We start from the raw sequence: 20,372 nt of genomic DNA on the forward strand, positions 1-20,372 counted from the left end.
ATTTTATTTAGTAATATCTTTATTGTTTAAAGAATGGCTTGAACAGAAAAGATTGATAAAGTAATAACAATGTGGCATGGTTCTTGCTATATATATTTATGTAAGTTATTTAATTATAAAATAACAAAAAAGTAATATATTAAGTAATAAAAGTAATTAAGAAAATAAAGATATATTTTAGGAGGAACAGATTATGGCACGTTTTACATTACCAAGAGATTTATATCATGGTGAAGGATCTTTAGAAACACTAAAAACTTTAAAAGGAAAGAAAGCATTTGTAGTAGTTGGTGGTGGATCAATGAAAAGATTTGGATTCCTTCAAAAAGTTGAAGATTATTTAAAAGAAGCAGGAATGGAAGTACAATTATTTGAAGGTGTTGAACCAGACCCATCAGTAGAAACAGTAATGAAGGGTGCAGAAGCTATGAGAAACTTCGAACCTGATTGGATAGTTGCAATGGGTGGAGGATCACCAATAGATGCTGCAAAAGCTATGTGGATATTCTATGAATACCCAGATTTTACTTTTGAACAAGCTGTTGTTCCATTTGGATTACCAGATTTAAGACAAAAAGCTAAATTCGTAGCTATTCCATCAACAAGTGGTACTGCTACAGAAGTTACAGCATTCTCAGTAATAACAGATTATAAAGCAAAAATTAAATATCCTTTAGCTGACTTTAATATAACTCCAGATATAGCTATAGTTGATCCAGAATTAGCTCAAACAATGCCAGCTAAATTAGTAGCTCATACTGGAATGGATGCATTAACTCATGCTATAGAAGCATATACTGCATCTTTAAGATCAAACTTCTCAGATCCATTAGCTATGAAAGCAATAGAAATGGTAAATGAACATTTAGTTAAATCATTTGAAGGAGATAAAGAAGCTAGAAACTTAATGCATGAAGCACAATGTTTAGCAGGAATGGCTTTTTCAAATGCATTACTAGGAATAGTTCATTCTATGGCTCATAAAGTAGGAGCTGTATTCCATATCCCTCATGGATGTGCTAATGCAATATTCTTACCATATGTAATTCAATATAACAGAACAGAATGTGAAGATAGATATGCAGATATCGCTAGAGCATTAAAATTAGAAGGAAATACTGATGCTGAATTAACTGATTCATTAATTAAATTAATCAATGATTTCAATGATGCATTAAATATTCCTCATTCAATGAAAGAATATGGCGTTGAAGAAGCAGACTTTAAGGCTAATGTTGAATTTATAGCTCACAATGCAGTATTAGATGCATGTACAGGATCAAGTCCTAGGGCAATAGATGATAAGACAATGGAAAAATTACTTGGATGTACATTCTACGGAACTAAAGTTAATTTCTAATATTAGAAGTTAATAACGTATATTTAAACTAGAATTAATTTTCAATAATTTAATAAAAACAATAGCTCTCACTTTAGAGAGCTTTTGTTATTATTGGGAACTTGATGTAAAAAATAAGATTTAAAAGAAAAATATTACATATTATAATATAAAAACCATTGATTACATATGTAAAAACAGTTAAAATTGATAAAAACTATAGGGGGACAAATGATGTATAAGATAGTTAGTAAAAGAGAACTTACAAATAATATCTTTTTAATGGATATAGAAGCTCCAAGAGTAGCAAAATCAGCAAAACCTGGTCAATTTATTATTGTAAAAAATGATGAAAAAGGTGAAAGAATTCCTTTAACAATAGCAGATTACGATAAGGAAAACGGAACTGTAACAATAGTTTTCCAAACTGTTGGGCAAGGAACTAAACAATTAGCAACTTTTGAAGAAGGCGACTATGTTTGTGACTTTGTTGGACCATTAGGTCAACCAAGTGAATTTGTTCATGAAAATTTAGAAGATTTAAAGAAACAAAATATTATTTTCATAGCAGGTGGAGTTGGTGCGGCACCAGTTTATCCTCAAGTTAAATGGATGAATGAAAATGGAATGAAATGTGATGTTATAGTTGGTTCAAGAAATAAAGAATTATTAATATTAGAAGAAGAAATGAAAAAAGTTGCAGGAAATCTTTACATAGCAACTGATGATGGATCATACGGCTTTAACGGTAGAGTTACTGACTGTTTAAGTGATTTAGTTAAAAAAGGAAATAAATATGATCATGCAGTAGTTATTGGACCTATGATAATGATGAAATTTATGGCTGCTTTAACTAAAGAGCTTGGAATCAAAACAACTGTTAGCTTAAATCCAATTATGGTAGATGGTACAGGTATGTGTGGTGCTTGTAGAGTTACTGTTGGAAATGAAGTTAAGTTTGCTTGTGTTGATGGACCAGAATTTGATGGACATCTAGTTGATTTTGATGAATCAATGAGAAGACAAACTATGTACAAAAGTGAAGAAGGAAGAGCACAATTAAAGATTGAAGAAGGGGACACTCATAGCCACGGTGGTTGTGGATGTAAAGGTGATAAATAATGAATATGCAAGATAGAATGAAAAGAACACCTGTTACTGAACAAGCTCCAGAATTAAGAGCTAAGAATTTTGAAGAAGTATGTTTAGGATATAATGAAGAAGAAGCTGTAAAAGAAGCTAAGAGATGTTTAGGATGTAAAAACCCTAAATGTGTTGAAGGATGTCCTGTATCAATTGATATTCCAGGATTTATAGCTAAAGCTAAAGATGGAGATTTTGAAAATGCAGCTAAAGAAATAGCTAAATATAGTGCATTACCAGCAGTTTGTGGCAGAGTATGTCCACAAGAAAGCCAATGTGAAGGTAAGTGTGTATTAGGAATAAAAGGTGAAGCTGTAGCAATAGGTAAATTAGAAAAATTTACTGCTGATTGGTCAAGAAAAAATAATATAGATTTAGCAAAAACAGAAGCATTAAACGGCAAGAAAATTGCTGTTATTGGAAGTGGGCCTGCAGGACTTACTTGTGCAGGAGATTTAGCTAAAAGAGGATATGATGTTACTATATTTGAAGCTTTACATGAAGCAGGTGGAGTTCTAGTTTATGGAATACCTGAATTTAGATTACCTAAAGAAAAAGTTGTTAAAGCTGAAATTGAAAATATTAAGAAATTAGGAGTAAAGATTGAAACTAATGTTATCATAGGTAGAACAATAACAATAGATGAATTAATGAAAGAAGAAGGATTTGATGCCGTATTTATTGGATCAGGTGCTGGACTTCCTAAATTCATGGGTATAAATGGAGAAAATGCAAATGGCGTATTCTCTGCAAATGAATTCTTAACAAGAGTTAACTTAATGAAAGCTTTTAAAGAAGGATATCATACACCAGTTAAAGCTGGTAAGAAGGTAGCTATAGTTGGTGGCGGAAATGTTGCTATGGATGCTGCAAGAACTGCTTTAAGATTAGGTGCAGAAGCTCATATAGTTTATAGAAGAAGTGAATCTGAACTTCCAGCAAGAGCAGAAGAAGTACATCACGCTAAAGAAGAAGGAATAATCTTTGATGTTTTAACAAATCCAACTGAAATATTAAGTGATGAAAATGGATGGGTTAAAGGAATGAAATGCGTAAAAATGGAACTTGGAGAGCCAGATGCTTCTGGAAGAAGAAGACCAGTTGAAGTTGAAGGATCAGAATTTGTTATGGATGTTGATACTGTAATAATGTCACTTGGAACATCTCCAAATCCACTAATATCTTCAACAACTGAGGGATTAGATATTAATAAGTGGAAGTGTTTAGTTGCAGATGAAAATGGCTTAACTACTAAAGAAGGTGTTTATGCTGGCGGAGATGCCGTTACAGGTGCTGCAACAGTAATACTTGCTATGGGTGCTGGTAAAAAAGCAGCAGAAGCTATAGATGGATATTTACAAGGTAAATAATTGTTTAATTAGATAAAGTAAAAAGTATGTGATTTTTAGTATGCAAAAATGATATGATGAATTTAAAAAAAGATGATTTCTGTATTTTCAGAAGTCATCTTTTTTGTCTTACAATAGATTTATAAAGTTAAGTTTCTTTGTTTCGACAATATATAGAGAGAGAAAAATATTGTCAATTAATAGATGAATCTTATGAAATTAATAATCAACAAGCAGTAGCATTTGACTATATAAGTATAAGAATTACTGAAGAGAATTAATACAGAGATTAGTTAACGTCATGATATACTTTTATGATTATTATTAAATGGAACATTGTACACTAAATTTAATAAGTTTATAATTTACGTATAAAGAATTACTATTTAGTGATTAATTATAAATAAAAAGAGTGATTAATTATAAATAAAAAGGGGGAGTTTGTAATGAGGTTTAAAAAAATAAGTACAAGAATGCTTACAATTCTACTATTCGTAACTATTTTATCAATGGTTTTGCTAGCGGGTATAAGTTATAAAAGTAGCAAGGGTATTATAGACACACAAGTAGAAGAAAACATGCAAGCAGAATTAAGTTCTACAGTAAATGCAATAAATCTTAAGATGCAAGAAATTTCATCAATGTCTAGTCAACTTGCATTAAATGTTGGATCAACTTATAAAACTACATATTTATCACAATATGAAGAAATGATTGGAAAAACAATATTTAAAAGTGATCTGGTACTTGGTGCTGGAATTTGGTTTGAACCGTATGTTTATGATGCAAGCAAAGAATATGTTGGACCATATATTCATAAGAAAGATAATAAAGCATTAGTGACATATGACTATAGCAATGCTGAATATAATTATTTTAATTATAAGTGGTATAAGAATGCTAAGAATAATAATAAAGAAACAGTATTTAGTGATTTATACTATGATGAAACATTAGATACTATAATGAGCACTTGTGCCACACCTATATATGATGCAGATGATAATTTTATTGGTGTAATTAGTGTTGATATGGAAATTCCATCAATTCAGGATTTAATAAATAATTTCAAAATTGGTGAAAATGGTAAGGCCTTATTGATAAATAATGACGGGAAATACATAACTAACAGTGATTATAAAAAAATAATGAAAACTAAAATTAATGAAGATGACAATAAATCACTTTCAGAATTTGGAAATGTTTTATTAAATAATACTGATGGGAAAAGTAATTTTTCTATTGATGATACAAAGTATGAAGCTTATTATACTACGGTAGACCCATTTGGATGGAAGTTATTTATGCAAATACCTATTTCAGAATTGAACAAACCTATAAATGATTTAATGTCTAAACTTATAGTGGTAGGAATTTTAGCTATAATATTAACTACATTAGCGATAATATGGCAAGTTCAATATCTAACTAAAACTATAAAGAAAGTTAATAATTTAGCATCAAACTTATCAAATGGAGATTTTTCTATTGATGAACTTGAAGTAACATCTAATGATGAATTAGGTCAAATGAGCAATTCATTAAATAAAATGTTATCAGAAAATAAGAATATGATACAGGAAATATCTAATGATGCAAACAAAGTAAATAGCATAACAGAAAATTTAAATAAATCAACTGAATATTTAGTAGAGAATTATAAGGTTATTAAAGATTCAGTTAAAAATATAAGTGAATCTATGCTTAATTCTAGTGCTACTACTGAAGAAGTTAATGCTTCTGTAGAAGAAGTTAACTCTTCAATAAGTTTATTGTCACAGGAAACAATTAAAAGTCATGATATGGCAAAAGACATAAAGGTGAGGGCATATAATATAGAAAAAATGAGTAATGATTCTTATAACAAAGCAACTAGTTTATCAGAAGTTCATGAAACAAATTTAAAACAAAGTATTGAAAATGCTAAAATAGTTGAAAATATAGGGGCTATGGCTAAAGCTATTTCTGATATAGCAGAACAAGTTAATTTATTATCACTTAATGCTTCAATAGAAGCTGCACGTGCTGGTGAACAAGGAAAGGGCTTTGCAGTTGTTGCTTCTGAAATAGGTAATCTTGCAACACAAACATCAGATACAGTAAAAGAAATTATTGAGACTATAAGTAAAGTGCAAGAAGCATTTAATAAATTAACTAATGATTCTACGCAGATGTTATTATTTATTAAAGATACTGTAACTCCAGATTACAAAGAATTTGTTGGAATAGCTAATCAATATGATAAGGATGCAAATGCTATTGAAGATATATCTATAAAAATATCTGAGATGACAAATAACATTGAATACATTACACATGAAGTTGGAGATGCAATACAAAATATTGCAGAAGCATCTCAAAATACAGCATCTAATAGTGGAGAGATTGTTTCAAGTATAGAACTAGTTTCACAATTAGTTGAAGAAATATCTACTATTGTGGAAAATGAAATAGAGATTTCGGATAATCTTAATTCTATGGTTAAAAAATTCACTTTATAATAAAATTTTATTTAGAAAAAATTTAATATATGGATGTGTTTTAGAAGCATGTTTATATATGCATAAGCAAAGTGGACTGAGTAATTAAACTTAGTCCACTTTTTGCCTATTGCATATATCAATATTAGCCTAAAATATATAAAATTTAATGGGGAATTGAGAAGTTAAAGTGGAGAGTTCATGATGAAATCTCATAGAGAAATTTTAAAATAAGCTTTCAATAAATAACTCTCAAATCTCCACTATGAACTAAAAAGCGTGGTGAAGTCCCTTTTTTATGTTATATTTTTATAAATTCAGGTTTCATGTTATTGAATTTACAAATATATTTATATCCCATGGAACCTAGAACATCATGAATATAATCAAATTTAGTAGCTATTTGAGTTGGAATATGTGAATCAGAACCAACTGTAATTATTTCTCCACCTAAATCTTTATACATTTTAAGAATATTTTTAGATGGTGTTAAATCAGGAAGATTATATTTGAATGATGAAGTATTAATTTCTATTCCTTTACCAGAATCAATAACTTTTTTTAAGATTGCTTCTAAGTAGTCAGAGAAAAGCTCATCTTTTAAAAGAGTGTCATAATTGCCATATCTTTTTATTAAATCAACATGTCCTAAAATAGAGTAATCATCATATAAGTTGATTATTTCTAATAATCTTTTATAATATCCCTCATAAGCTTCATGTTGAGTCTTTCCTTTGTGAAAATCACCTGTAAATAGTTCATGTCTATCTATAGTATGTATAGATCCAATTACAAAATCAAAATTATTTTCTTTTATTTCTTTAGAACAACGCTCTAAAACTTGAGTTTGAAGTCCCATTTCAATACCTTTTTTTATAGAAATTTTATCATGATATTTATCTTTATAAAAATTTATATCTTTAAAGTATTTATCATAATCAACTTTAACATTTGGATTTCCTAATACATCATAATCAACATGATCAGTAAAACAAATTTCTTTAAGTCCTAACTCAATAGATTTTTCTATCATGTCTTTCATTGGAGTTTGTGAATCTGCAGAATAATTACAATGCATATGATAATCATAATATAACATAAAAAGCCTCCTTACTAATTTAAAACATAGATTAAATATCTTACTTTAAGTAATTTTAATACTAATTTTAATATATTACAAAATAAAATATTTTTGCAGTGCATTTAAAACAGAGCCAATTATTAATAAGCAATTAAAAATAATTTATAAAATTATGGTTATTATTATAAAATTTTAGTTTGAAAATAATGTAGCTTTTTATTTTTATAATAATTATAAAATTGTTTGACATTATTAATAATAAAGATATATAATAAATCAAACAAATATATTTTAATAAATTTAATTTTGTAAAATTGAATTTATAATTAAGACTAAAGTATTCAATTTTTATATTACTTAAATGTATTTAAATATTGGTTTTTAGTAATAATATATTTTAGATCGATTATTCTTAATTAAGGTTAGGAGGAAAAGTTTATGGGAGAGAGATACGATATAGCCATTATTGGAAGTGGACCAGCGGGGTTATCAGCAGCATTAAATGCAAGAATAAGAAAAAAGAACTTTATAATCTTTGGAAGTAAAGATATTAGTAATAAGTTAGTAAAAGCTCATACAATAAATAATTATTTAGGTTTTTATGAGAAAAGTGGATTGGAAATAAGAGATGAGTTTCTTAATCATTTAAAATCTATGGATATAAATATTACAGAAGAAAAAGTAAATAACATTTATGCAATGGGAGATTATTTTTCATTGATGATAAATGAAAAGATGTATGAAGCTACTTCTATAATATTAGCTACTGGAGTGAATTTTGGTAAGCCATTTAAGGGTGAAGAAGAGTTTTTAGGTAAGGGTGTTGGATATTGTGCAACATGTGATGCACCTTTATACAAAGATAAAGTGGTTACTATAATAGCTTATAATAAGAAAGATGAAGAAGAAGCTAATTTTATAGCATCAATAGCATCAAAGGTATATTATATACCTATGTATACTGAGGAAGTAGATGTTAAATCAGGTATTGAGATTATAAAAGATAAACCGATAGAGATAAAAGGCGATATTAAAGTTAATTCTTTAATTTTATCTAACAAAGAAATTAAAACTGATGGTATTTTTATATTAAGAGATAGTATATCACCTGGTCAATTAGTTCCTGGGTTAGAATTAGATGAAAATCATGTTAAAGTTGATAGACTGATGAAAACAAATATAAAAGGATGTTTTGCAGCTGGAGATATAGTAGGAGTGCCTTATCAATATATTAAATCAGCAGGAGAAGGAAATATTGCAGCATTATCTGCAGTTTCTTATGTAGATGAAAAAAATAAAAAATAAAAATATATTTGGCTATGTTTAAAAACAGTGTTGATATTGTAGTATAAAGCTCATGGACAGAGGAATTTACTTTAAGAACTCTAAAATAAAGCTTAGTCCAATTAATGCATGCTCCCAATCAAAGATTGCTGACAAGCAATTAATTGTAAGACTAAAAGGAAACTCGACTCATGTACATTCACTGAGTAAGTTCGAAAAGTTAAATATAAAATTTAGATTCTCACTTAACAGTTCTAAAAAGCAAATTCCAATGCCAGTTCGCCCTTATACTAAAATATCAACAATCACTTAAAACATAGCCATATATTTAAAAACTAAGTTAAAGGTTATAAATGATTATACTCTATAAGATTTATATATTTAAAAATAAACTGTTATAAAAAATAATAAAATAAAGTGAGGTAATAAATTATGTCAAAAATATTAAAAGTTAATGAATTTGATGATGCAATAAAAGAAGGAATTGTAATAGTAGATTTTTTTGCGGATTGGTGTGGACCTTGTAAGATGTTAGCGCCTATATTTGAAGAATTAGAAGAAGAAATGAAGGATAAAGTTAAATTCTTTAAAGTTAATGTAGATGAAAGTGGAGAATTAGCTAGCAAGTTTAGCGTATTTAGTATTCCAACTATGATAATATTTAAAGATGGTAAAGATGTAAGTACTGAAGTAGGATTCTTACCAAAAGAAAAAATAAAAATGAATTTAGAAAAATACATATAATAATATTGTGCTATGTTTTAAAACAGTGTTGATATTGTAGTATAAAGCTCATGGACAGAGGAATTTACTTTAAGAACTCTAAAATAAAGCTTAGTCCAATTAATGCATGCTCCCAATCAAAGATTGCTGACAAGCAATTAATTGTACAAATCTTCATTAAGAGTTCTAAAAAGCAAATTCCAACGCCAGTTCGCCCTTATACTAAAATATCAACATTCACTTAAAACATAGCCCCAATTAATTATGTTATTTTAATTCACATAAGTATTCTTCAAAGCAGATACCTTCATGTACTGAGATGTCTAATTCTGATGTGAATTCTAGGCATTTGCTTATAAAATCACTAGCTTTTTTTACACTAGCTATAATATCTAAATTATTTACCATATCAGCAGCTAATATTGAACTAAACACATCTCCTGTACCACAACGATCTTTTCCAACTTTTTTTACACTTATTATCTTTGGAGATTTTCCAATTTCATAAATATAATTTTGTACATAATTATTATTTTGTAATCCTGTTATTACAATTTTTTTAGGACCATTTTCACATAGGCTTTTAGCTATAAATTCTAGTTCTTTTTCATTTAGAGTTCTATTTGGATAGGACATATCTATTAACTTGCAGGCCTCAGTTAGATTTGGAGTTATTATATCAGCATATTTTATTAGTAATTTCATCTCATTACACATTTCATTTGTATATGTTGAATATATTTTTCCGTTGTCGCCCATTATAGGATCAACTAAAATATGTGTATTATTATCTTTGAATTTTTTTATAAAATCTATGACAATATCAATTTGATTTTTAGAACCTAAAAAACCTGTACATATGCCATCAAAGTTTAAGTTGAGTTCTTTCCAATGGTTCGTGAAATTTTCCATCTTATCTGTGTAATCATCAAAAAAGAAATTTGGGAATGCTGTATTTGCAGATAAAATTGCAGTGGGCAATGGGCAACATTGTATTTTCATAGCAGATATTATTGGAAGTGCAACAGTTAAAGAACAACGACCAAATCCAGATAAATCATTTATAACAGCTATTCTTTTTTGTTTATTTTTATTCATATTAACACCTCTATTAAGTAACATTTCTTTATTTGACTAAAGTATAAACTTTTCTATTACTTTTGCAACACCATCATTTACATTTGTATCTGTAATGTAATCGGCAACTTCTTTTACTACATCTGAACCATTTCCCATAGCTACCCCAAGTCCAGCAAATTTAATCATTGATAGGTCATTTTCGTTATCCCCTATACAGATGACTTCTTCTTGCTTTATTCCAAGTTTTTCAGAAAGAATTCTTGCAGCATTTCCTTTTGAAACACCCCTTTGCATAACTTCAAAATTGTTATCACCAGAACTTACAGTCTCTATATCTGAAAATTTTAACAAATTATTTTTAACTTCAAATAAAGTATTTTTATCTTTACTATTATCTAAACAAATTACTTTTATTATTTTATTACTGTATTTTTCAAGAATTTTATTTATATCAGATGTAATGAAAAATTTAACTTTTTTTTCATCACTGACTAATTTATTTGTTACATTGTATGTATGATTTTCAGGAAATAGAGAATCAACAATAGCTGTATCATGAGTATAATATATTATTTTAAAATCATGTCCTTTTATAGAATCATGAATCTTTAATACTTGTTCATTAGTTAAGGTATTACTATACATTACTTCATTTGTTGATCTATTTTTTATGTATGCTCCATTGCATGAAATAAGATCTGTTTTTATACCTATAAGGTCAGCAAAATAATCAGCAGAAGCAAATATTCTCCCTGTGCTTATAGCAACTTGCACACCTTTCTTAACAGCTTTTTTTAAAGCATCTTTGTTTCTTTCACTAATATTACTGTGACCATTTAATAAAGTACCATCCATATCGATACATACTAATTTATATTTCATAAATAACATCCTCCCTTTAATGTATGACTATGTTTTTTATTGTACAGCAAATTATAGAAAATTTTAAGTTTTAAAGACTTAAAAAACTATATCTATGAGCAAATATTAGTTGAAAATTGAGATTACCAGATAAAGAGTAGGGAATTTAGAGTGCTGAAAGAAATTCTATATTAGAATTTTAAAATATATATTTTTGAATGAACAATGAACAATTGACAATTTAGGATGAAATAACAACGTGATTTCTAAATATATATTTTTTAAGAAAACCAGTGGCTTTCAATCATAATTGTCCATTGTCAACTGTAAATTGTTCATTGAAGGGTGGCACAATCGTTTTTTTAAAAACTTAATGAGCCTTCAAGATATGACTTACATATTGCTTTAAATCCTAATTCTTTTAGTACATTTAAGCATATAGCAAACACTTCATAAGAAGAAGTTTCTGTTCTATTTAATTTACATAAAATATTATTAACTTCTTTTTCTATTAATTTAAGTTCAGCATCTGATAATGGTTCTGTAACTTCTTCTGATGCGTTAAGTATTGATTGTCTAATTTTTGACATTTGAAATTCTTCAATTCTTCCATTTTTTTTAATTATGTTCATATAATCATCTCCTGACTTATAAATGTTTATTTATATTATCGGTTAAAAGCTATATAAAGTAAATGTTTAATGCACTAATAGAATATATTGTTTGGAATTATGGGGATTTATATTAGAATTTGTAATAAGTAAGAATTTTATTTAAAATAGAGCATTATTAAAAAATTGGTAAATTTATTGTTTTGAGCATATATTTTATTTATAAGGAAGTTGTTATAGATTAATTATCCATGATAACTATAATTTACATCAAGAACTTCATGTGATAAAATTAGATTATATTTATAAGAAAAATGGATAATTATGTTAAAAATATGACAACTAGGAAGGGGGAATACTATTTTGAATATTAAAAGTAAAATAGTGTCATTTTTATTTGTATTTGTAATGGCACTAGGTTTTATGTCATCAACTATTGTACAAGCATCTGTAAAGGATATAAACATAATATCAGATACAGAAGCTACTGCAAGTGATGCAAAAAAATGGGCAAAAACTAAAGGTGCAACTGAAGAATTTTTAAGTTTAGCAGACCTTTATTGGAAGTATTCAGAGACTTGCGGAAATGTTAATCCAGCTATTGCATATGTACAATCAGCAAAAGAAACTGGATTTGGAAGATTTGGAGGAGTATTAGATTCGAGTTTTCGTAATCCATGTGGAATGAAGACTTCACAAGGTGGATCAGATGGAGATAAATATGCTCATAAGAAGTTTAATACTTGGGATGAAGGCGTACAAGCTCACATGGATCATTTAGCACTTTATGCAGGGGCTAATGGTTATCCTAAAAGTGATACATATGATCCAAGACATTTCATAAGTATAAAAGGAAAATCACCAACTGTTAATTCATTAGGTGGAAAATGGGCTCCAAGTATTACTTATGGAGAAGAAGTAAACAAATATTATATAGAATTATGTGATTATTCAAATATTACGGTTGATAAAGATGAGCAAAAAGATGATGAAGATAATTTAAATGACAATGATGATTCATCTTATTTTGCACCACCAGGACCTGTTGAAAAGAAACCTAATTCTTTGGTAACTGATTCTGTAATAATGTTTGACAATTCTTTTGTTGAGCCAACACTTAATAGAGAAACAAATGTTAGTTCAGATATTGGCTGGAAAGAACAAGATGGAAAGTGGTACTATTATTATTCAGATGAAAGCAAGGCAGCTGGATGGATTAATCCTAATGGAAACTGGTATTATTTAAATTCTACAGGGGAGATGTCTGTAGGATGGACGAATTTAGATAATTCATGGTATTATTTCGATGCTGATGGAATTATGGTGACTGGTTGGAAGTGTATAAATAATAATTGGTATTACCTAAAGACAAGCGGTATAATGGCAACTGGATTTTTACAAAATGCAAATGATTTATATTACTTAGATAAGTCAGGTGCTATGCTTTCAAAAGAAGGTTGGAATTTAATAGACGAAAAATGGTGCTATGTTGAAAATAGTGGAAAGTTAAAATTAGGTTGGCTTTTAGATAATGGAAATAAGTATTATCTTCAAGGTGATGGAAGTATGGTTACAGGAATAAAGTTAATAGATAATAAAACTTATGTATTTGATCAAAATGGAATCAATAAAACAGGTTGGACAAATATAAATAATTATTGGTATTACTTTAATGAAAATTCAGAAATGAGTACAGGATGGCTTAATTTAAATGGAACATGTTATTACTTATATGATACTGGAGCTATGGCAACAGGGTGGTTAAACTTAGGTGATGAGTGGTATCATTTAAATGATAATGGAAGTAGAAGCACAGGATGGGTACAAAGTGGTGGATATTACTATTACTTAGACCTGGAAAGTGGAAAGTTACTTAAGAATACAAAAGTTGATGGTTATGATATAGATAAAAATGGAAGAAGGAAGTCAGATAAAAATGATGTAACTTCTGGAAATAATTCTAATAATAGTTTAAGCAAGACTATTGTAGTGGATGCAGGTCATAACTTTGGTGGAGATGATGGAGCATACGCTACCAATAATGGGATTACTTATTCAGAAAGAGATTTAAATATGCAAGTTGCAGCAAAACTTAAATCAGAACTTGAAAATAAAGGTTATACTGTTGCTATGACTAGAAATGAATCAGAGAGAGAAACATTAGCAGCTATGCAAAGTCTTGATAAAAGAGTTAAATTAGCTAATGATCTTAATGCTACTTTATTTGTAAGTATACATCATAATTCAGCAGATGCAGCATCTGCAAATGGAGTGGAAGTATTTTATAGCACTAATGCTCAAGATGATAGAATGGGTGGAAAATCACCTAACCAATCAAGAATTGAGAAAAGTAAAGCAATGGCAACAAGTGTTGTAAATAATATATGTAGCAAAACAGGTGCTACAAATAGAGGACCTAAAAATGGGAATTTAAATGTTTGTAGAAACACTAATATGCCAGCAATACTTATTGAATGTGGATTTATAACTAATGCAAATGAAGCAGCAAGATGTGCGGATTCAAACAATCAGACAATTGTAGCAAAAGCAATAGCCGAAGCAATTGAAAATCAATTAAATTAATTGTAGAAACTTAGAAAAGTTAAATAAAAAAATCTTTTACGTAAATTTAAGGTTTATGTAGAAGATTTTTTATTTTTTTCTATGGAAAATGAAACCATAAAAAACTTGCTGATTAAGTATAATTAAGTAGAATAAAGGCTTTAGACAGAATTAGAAAGTTAATTATAAAAATTTACTTTTTTTTTTGCATATGTTAGAATTAGTGTGATTTTAGAATATTAATGCAAATTTTTTGGAGAATTTTGTAGATGATATTTTAAATTATATATTTCAGAGGAGAATGGAGGGAAAGAAAGATTTTGAATATTAATAAAAAGGTTATTTCACTATTTCTTGCTTTGACTATTGTATTTTCAATTGTTCCGACAATTAATGTGCAAGCCAGTACTAAAGGAGACTTTGCTGATATTAAGATAGTATCAGATACGGAAGTTACTGCCAAACAAGCTAAAGAATGGGCTGAATCAAAAGGTGCTACAAGTACATTTGCAAGTTTAGCAGAGCTTTATTGGAAATATGCAGAAAAATGTGGAGATGTTAATCCAGGGATAGCATATGTACAAGCTGCCAAGGAAACTGGATATGGTAAGTTTGGTGGAGTATTAAATGAAAGCTATAATAATCCATGTGGAATGAAAACGTCACAAGGTGGAGGAGATACAGATCCAAATGCACATCAAAGATTTAACTCTTGGGACGAAGGAGTACAAGCCCACTTAGATCATCTTGCGTTATATGCAGGTGCTCAGGGCTATCCAAAAGAAGGTACATATGATCCAAGGCATTTTGTAAGTATTAAAGGGAAAGCAACTACTGTTAATTCATTAGGTGGAAGATGGGCGCCAAGTCCTACATATGGTAAAGAAGTTAATGCATTATATAATAATTTATTAACTTACTCAGGAATAGACAGCGAGTACGAAGAAAACACAAAACCAGATGTACCAGGTTCTAACGAAGAAGAAAATTATATTCCTGAATTTCCAGAAACAGGAACAAAACCGAGCGTACCGCAAACAACAAAACCTATAGAAGATTCAAATGATAATAGTACTAATATTTCATCATCAATTGGTTGGAAACAACAATATGGAAATTGGTATTATTATAAATCAGATGGAACTAAAGCAACAGGCTGGATAAAGCCAGATGGAAATTGGTACTATTTATATAGTGATGGTTCTATGGCTACAGGCTGGTTACAAACTAAAAATCACTGGTATTATCTTCAATCTTGGGGCGGAATGCAAAAAGGTTGGTTAAATGATGGAGGTAAGTGGTATTACCTTCAAGGTGATGGAATTATGGTTACAGGATTTAGTTCAATAAATGGTAAAACTTATTTTCTAGATATAAGCGGAGCTATGAGAGTAGGTTGGTTTGAAATAAGCGGAAATTGGCATTATTTCAATACTGATGGAAGTATGTTAACTGGATGGATTAAACCATATGAACATTGGTATTACCTATATTCTAATGGCGCTATGGCAAAAGGTTGGATAAAACTTAATGGAGACAAATGGTATTATCTAAACAATAGTGGAGACATGGCAACAGGATGGACTATGGTAGGTAATGATACTTATTATTTACATTCATCATCAGGTGAAATGCTTAAAGATACTGTTATAGATGGTTGGAAAATAGGACCGGATGGAAAAAGACAAAGTAGAGTTGATGGCGGATCATCATCTTCTAAGCTAGTAGTAATTGATCCAGGCCATAATTATGGTGGAGATGATGGGGCTTATGCAACCCATAATAGAGTTACTTATTCTGAAAGAGATTTAAATATGCAGCTTGCAATGAAACTTAAAGTGAAGCTTGAATCTATGGGTTATAAAATAGTTATGACTAGAAATGAAACTGATAGGGAAACTTTAAGTGTTACTCAAAGTCTTACTAAAAGAGTTAATCTTGCCAATGAACTTAATGCTGATTTCTTTATAAGTGTGCATCATAATTCAGCAGATGCTACATCTGCAAGTGGTGTAGAAACTTATTACAGCACAAAAGCTCAAGACTCAAGTTTTGGTGGTGCTTATAGTGATTCTAAGATTTCAACAAGTAGAAGAATGGCTACTAATATTACAAATAGCATTGTAAATAAAACAGGTGCGGTTAATAGAGGTGGCAAGGATGGTAATTTATTTGTGTGTAGAAATACAAATATGCCATCAGTATTAGTAGAAGCAGGATTTATAAGTAATCCAACAGAAGCAGCAAATTGTGCTGATTCAAATTATCAACATAAAATAGCAGATGGTGTTGCAGAATCAGTAGCAAATTCATTTTAAAATAGAAGAAGGCGTAAAGCCTTCTTTTTTTATTCTTTAGGAATTTATATTATTAAAAAATTTGTGGATAACTTTTAAAATAATGTGTTTTAAAGGTATTATGAGTACCCCTAAAGAATAAAAAATAATCATATGCCGCACCATTATTCCTGCACTACGTTTGGAAAGAGCGCATGGCTAAAAAAATCGACGGCTCCAAAGTCGCCTTAGTGATTTTGTTCTTTGGAATAATTTTCATAGATATATTTTACCGTTTAATGATGATTTTATATAAAGCTATATTATATTTGGACGAAAAATATAATATGATTAATATTTTAAAAAAAACGTAGTTTTTTGAATATTTCCTGAGAAATAATTAGAAATAAGTCTAATGCAAATATATTATTCTATTGCTAAAATATGATAATATATAAGTATATATAATAAATTTGGGAAAAAATATTAGGAGGATGAACATGGGGGAGAAAATTAATAAAAAGAGAATTATATCACTATTTGTAGCACTAACGTGTATTTTTTCTTTATTACCAACATCATTTGGTGTAAAAGAAGTACAAGCTGCTACTGCAAAAGCGGATGGTGGACCAACCCTAGACATTAGTGCACCAGAATATGCATTAACTGTTACAGGTACAAAACTTGATGGTAATACTATTGACACAGGAGTAAAAGTTGATAGTACTAAAACAATTTATAACACTCAAGGTAGATTTAAAGAATTTCAAATAAATTTACCAAAGTATAAACAAGAGAATATTACTAATAACTCACAAGAAAATGCTTCAGAAAGAATAGACACTGAAACAATTACTAATATTGATAGAACAATAGATATTGACTCAATTAATAAAATTTTGAAAGACCAATTAAATGATATTGATGTTGAGTTAGAGAAAACTCAAAATAAATCAACTTCTAATGAAGTTACTAATGGTATTACAGTAAGAAATGTACCACTAGGAACTAATGAAGTTAATTATAAGATAACAGAAAAAACTACTATAACTGTTAAAGAAACAATATATACTATTAAATACGATGAAAATGGTAAAAAATACTATGAAGAAAAAGAAAAAAAGGATCCTGTTGTAACAGTAGATTCAATAGATAGTAAATCAACTCCAATAACTATTGAACATGCTGAAAATTATGCTCAAGGCAAGATAAAAAAAATTGATTTCGAAAGTTATGTAGGTTCAAGAGATACTTATAATCCAGAAACTGATAAAAATAAAGTACCTTTTTTATATACTAAAGAGCTTTTAACAACTGATACTGAAAGCTTTTTTACTTATGAACATATAGTAAATGACCAAATTCAAAACTTAGATTATATAATAAATTTTGAGGAATCATTTAATTTAAATGGTGCTAATGTATGGATGGATGGACAAAAACAAGACAAGATAACAAGTGATAATAATAATTTAAAAGGATCATTAAAAAAGACAGATTCTAAAATAATGGTAATTAAAATGCCTAATGAAGAGAGTTTAGGTAAAAATTATTCTATTAAGTTAAAGTTTACAGATGAAAATTCTAATAACGATTATACATTAAGAAAATTAGATATAGAAAATAAATATAATAATGACACTATAACTGATGCTACTAGCTATATTGGAAAAAAATTTAAAGATGTTAGCATACCAGGACAACCTAAAAGATATGAGGGAAATATTTATTTAGATGAAAGTGCTGGAAAAGTCAAAATGACTCCTAGCTTTGGTAAGAATGAGGGGTATGTAGTAAAACTGAGTAATCATTACTTAGATGAATATGGAAAAGTAAAAATAAAACAACAAGATTTTGATAAATTTGTATCGTTTAATGATAGTACTAGTGATAAACCAAATGCAAATGTTCTTTATGTAGATGTTTATGAAGGATCTGACTCATCAGATCAATTAGGAGCATTATTAGCAACTTATGAATTAACAGTTGTATTGAAAGGCAAACAATCTTCGTTTGATTTTGAATTCGGAAATATTACTTTAAAAGAAGCTAATGGTGGAAATAAAGAAATAAACTTTAACTCATCAATTCATAAATATGATTTATATGTAACAGATCCATCACAAAAGATAAGAATTACATATAAAGATGGATTAGAAAAAACAGTAGCAAGAGTTAAAGTAAATGGAATTGAGGAATCTATTCAAAGGTATGGAAGCTCTGAATTTGATTTGAGTAATTCAGGTGGAAAGCAGTTAACTATTACTGTTTACAAAGATGGAGATTTAGCATCAGACAAGTATATATTTAATATACAAGGTGATTCAGATGATGGTGGTGAAGAAATACCAAGTGCTCAAAATGCATATTTAAGTTACTTAAATTTCAATACTGGAGAGTTAAAGAAAGAAAATGGAACTTCAGGATTTTCAAGAGAAACTTTAAATTATGATTTAGTAGTTAAACCAGATACAAAAGTTGTGGATGTTACAGCAATAGTTGATGAGCCTAAGGCAAATATAACTGAAGCAAAAGTTGTTGAAACAGGTGAAATTTATAATTTGACATCAGGTACTAAAAGTCAAATTCCTTTACAGGAAAGTGGAATTACAACTTTACAAATAGTTGTTACTGCTGAAAATGGTAAGGATAAAAAGATGTATACTGTAGTCATTAAACACGATGGAAGAAGTAATAATGCTGACTTAAAAGATATAGAACTTAATACAGGTGATTATGAATTTAATTCTAAACATGATACATTTAAGGCACGTGTTGATCAAGATGTAAAATCTGTTAAAGTTAAACCGATACCTGTAGATGAAAATTATTCGAGCATTACTGTAGATGGAGAAAAATTTACAGGAAGTCCAATATCAATAAGTCTTAAAGGTCAATGGAAAACAGAAGTTGATATAGTTGTAGTAGCTGAAGATAAAAGTACAAAGAAGACCTATGAATTAACTATATATAGAACCAATGATCCTTTAGATGACATCAAAGATCCAGATGATGACGACGACGATGATGATGATGATGACAAAAATGACGCATACTATGATGAAAGCAATAAAATTTGGATTGATATGAGCAAGTATGAAGAATGGGGAAAAGTAAAAGGAAAATACATTTACTTTGACAAAAGAGGAAGACAAGTTAAAGATGCTTGGGTAAAGGTTGACGGTAATTGGTTTTATGTTAACAAATCAGGATATAGAGACACTGGTTGGATAAAACAAACTGATGGTAGATGGTACTATCTTGATAATAACGGAAGAATGATAACAGGTTGGTTTTATGACAAAGAAAGAGGAAACCAATATTACTTTAATCCAAATGGAGCAATGCAAGTAGGTTGGTTATACTTAGGCGGGAATTGGTACTATTTTGAATCAGGTGGTAGAATGCTTCAAAATGAAAAGGCGTATATAGATGATGGTTGGTATTCATTCTCTAACTTTGGAATAATGTATTAGAAGTAATTTACCTATTGCATATATCAACACACATTTAAAACATAGCCAATAATTTAAAAGGTGTTTATTAAGCAGTAAATAATTTTATGTAAATATAAAGTTATTTA

The 20,372-nt window shown here is 28.8% G+C and carries 14 protein-coding genes; 10 read left to right on the forward strand and 4 right to left on the reverse strand.

The genetic code is table 11. The annotated features are described in order from the left end of the window. Positions 1 to 193 precede the first annotated feature (193 nt). The 5 genes from NG901_RS00930 to NG901_RS00945 all read left to right on the forward strand — a co-directional run bounded on the left by NG901_RS00930 (position 194) and on the right by NG901_RS00945 (position 6,332). Positions 194 to 1,360, forward strand: coding sequence for an iron-containing alcohol dehydrogenase (locus NG901_RS00930; protein ID WP_205455250.1), 1,167 nt, complete (start codon positions 194 to 196; stop codon positions 1,358 to 1,360). 213 nt (positions 1,361 to 1,573) lie between these two features. Continuing rightward, positions 1,574 to 2,461 carry a sulfide/dihydroorotate dehydrogenase-like FAD/NAD-binding protein gene (locus NG901_RS00935; protein WP_252212093.1) on the forward strand — a complete coding sequence of 296 codons (888 nt, stop codon included), beginning with the start codon at positions 1,574 to 1,576 and terminating at the stop codon, positions 2,459 to 2,461. After that, a complete protein-coding gene (gene gltA / locus NG901_RS00940; protein ID WP_252211774.1) occupies positions 2,461 to 3,852 on the forward strand; it encodes an NADPH-dependent glutamate synthase in 1,392 nt (463 codons plus the stop codon). The genes NG901_RS00935 and gltA overlap by 1 nt, the downstream gene beginning before the upstream one ends. 137 nt (positions 3,853 to 3,989) lie before the next feature. After that, on the forward strand, positions 3,990 to 4,112 hold the full coding sequence (locus tag NG901_RS17055; RefSeq protein ID WP_286675128.1) for a hypothetical protein: 123 nt from the start codon (positions 3,990 to 3,992) through the stop codon (positions 4,110 to 4,112). A gap of 165 nt (positions 4,113 to 4,277) precedes the next feature. After that, positions 4,278 to 6,332 carry a methyl-accepting chemotaxis protein gene (locus NG901_RS00945; protein ID WP_252211775.1) on the forward strand — a complete coding sequence of 685 codons (2,055 nt, stop codon included), beginning with the start codon at positions 4,278 to 4,280 and terminating at the stop codon, positions 6,330 to 6,332. 280 nt (positions 6,333 to 6,612) lie between these two features. On the opposite strand, the gene NG901_RS00950 is transcribed toward NG901_RS00945, so the two are convergent. After that, positions 6,613 to 7,410, reverse strand: coding sequence for a histidinol-phosphatase HisJ family protein (locus tag NG901_RS00950; protein WP_252211776.1), 798 nt, complete (start codon positions 7,408 to 7,410; stop codon positions 6,613 to 6,615). A gap of 420 nt (positions 7,411 to 7,830) precedes the next feature. On the opposite strand from NG901_RS00950, the gene NG901_RS00955 reads away from it, so the two are divergent. Continuing rightward, on the forward strand, positions 7,831 to 8,697 hold the full coding sequence (locus NG901_RS00955; protein ID WP_252211777.1) for an NAD(P)/FAD-dependent oxidoreductase: 867 nt from the start codon (positions 7,831 to 7,833) through the stop codon (positions 8,695 to 8,697). A 411-nt stretch (positions 8,698 to 9,108) separates the two neighbouring features. Further along, complete coding sequence (gene trxA / locus NG901_RS00960; protein WP_012423094.1) at positions 9,109 to 9,420, forward strand: thioredoxin; 312 nt, start codon at positions 9,109 to 9,111, stop codon at positions 9,418 to 9,420. A 246-nt stretch (positions 9,421 to 9,666) separates the two neighbouring features. On the opposite strand, the gene NG901_RS00965 is transcribed toward trxA, so the two are convergent. The 3 genes from NG901_RS00965 to NG901_RS00975 all read right to left on the reverse strand — a co-directional run bounded on the left by NG901_RS00965 (position 9,667) and on the right by NG901_RS00975 (position 11,972). Further along, positions 9,667 to 10,497, reverse strand: a complete 831-nt coding sequence (locus tag NG901_RS00965) for a pyridoxamine kinase (protein ID WP_252211778.1) — start codon at positions 10,495 to 10,497, stop codon at positions 9,667 to 9,669. Positions 10,498 to 10,533: 36 nt separating this feature from the next. Next, a complete protein-coding gene (locus NG901_RS00970) occupies positions 10,534 to 11,361 on the reverse strand; it encodes a Cof-type HAD-IIB family hydrolase (RefSeq protein ID WP_252211779.1) in 828 nt (275 codons plus the stop codon). 341 nt (positions 11,362 to 11,702) lie between these two features. Continuing rightward, positions 11,703 to 11,972, reverse strand: a complete 270-nt coding sequence (locus NG901_RS00975) for an ATP cone domain-containing protein (RefSeq protein WP_252211780.1) — start codon at positions 11,970 to 11,972, stop codon at positions 11,703 to 11,705. Between the two features lie 342 nt (positions 11,973 to 12,314). On the opposite strand from NG901_RS00975, the gene NG901_RS00980 reads away from it, so the two are divergent. From NG901_RS00980 to NG901_RS00990, 3 genes are all read left to right on the forward strand, one after another. Continuing rightward, positions 12,315 to 14,534 carry an N-acetylmuramoyl-L-alanine amidase gene (locus tag NG901_RS00980; RefSeq protein WP_252211781.1) on the forward strand — a complete coding sequence of 740 codons (2,220 nt, stop codon included), beginning with the start codon at positions 12,315 to 12,317 and terminating at the stop codon, positions 14,532 to 14,534. Between the two features lie 299 nt (positions 14,535 to 14,833). Continuing rightward, positions 14,834 to 16,831 (forward strand): N-acetylmuramoyl-L-alanine amidase, encoded by a 1,998-nt coding sequence (locus NG901_RS00985; RefSeq protein WP_252211782.1) that lies wholly within the window; start codon positions 14,834 to 14,836, stop codon positions 16,829 to 16,831. A gap of 458 nt (positions 16,832 to 17,289) precedes the next feature. Beyond that, positions 17,290 to 20,265, forward strand: coding sequence for an N-acetylmuramoyl-L-alanine amidase family protein (locus NG901_RS00990; RefSeq protein ID WP_252211783.1), 2,976 nt, complete (start codon positions 17,290 to 17,292; stop codon positions 20,263 to 20,265). Positions 20,266 to 20,372: the final 107 nt, after the last annotated feature.

Origin of the sequence: Clostridium sp. CMCC3677 (genome assembly GCF_023845585.1) — a bacterium.
Classification (GTDB): domain Bacteria; phylum Bacillota; class Clostridia; order Clostridiales; family Clostridiaceae; genus Clostridium; species Clostridium aquiflavi.

Coding starts and splice junctions, on each gene's coding strand:
- NG901_RS00955 (WP_252211777.1), top strand. CDS start 7,831: ATGGGAGAGAGATACGATATAGCCATTATTGGAAGTGGACCAGCGGGG.
- NG901_RS00930 (WP_205455250.1), top strand. CDS start 194: ATGGCACGTTTTACATTACCAAGAGATTTATATCATGGTGAAGGATCT.
- NG901_RS00935 (WP_252212093.1), top strand. CDS start 1,574: ATGTATAAGATAGTTAGTAAAAGAGAACTTACAAATAATATCTTTTTA.
- NG901_RS00970 (WP_252211779.1), bottom strand. CDS start 11,361: ATGAAATATAAATTAGTATGTATCGATATGGATGGTACTTTATTAAAT.
- trxA (WP_012423094.1), top strand. CDS start 9,109: ATGTCAAAAATATTAAAAGTTAATGAATTTGATGATGCAATAAAAGAA.
- NG901_RS00945 (WP_252211775.1), top strand. CDS start 4,278: ATGAGGTTTAAAAAAATAAGTACAAGAATGCTTACAATTCTACTATTC.
- NG901_RS00990 (WP_252211783.1), top strand. CDS start 17,290: ATGGGGGAGAAAATTAATAAAAAGAGAATTATATCACTATTTGTAGCA.
- gltA (WP_252211774.1), top strand. CDS start 2,461: ATGAATATGCAAGATAGAATGAAAAGAACACCTGTTACTGAACAAGCT.
- NG901_RS00965 (WP_252211778.1), bottom strand. CDS start 10,497: ATGAATAAAAATAAACAAAAAAGAATAGCTGTTATAAATGATTTATCT.
- NG901_RS00975 (WP_252211780.1), bottom strand. CDS start 11,972: ATGAACATAATTAAAAAAAATGGAAGAATTGAAGAATTTCAAATGTCA.
- NG901_RS00950 (WP_252211776.1), bottom strand. CDS start 7,410: ATGTTATATTATGATTATCATATGCATTGTAATTATTCTGCAGATTCA.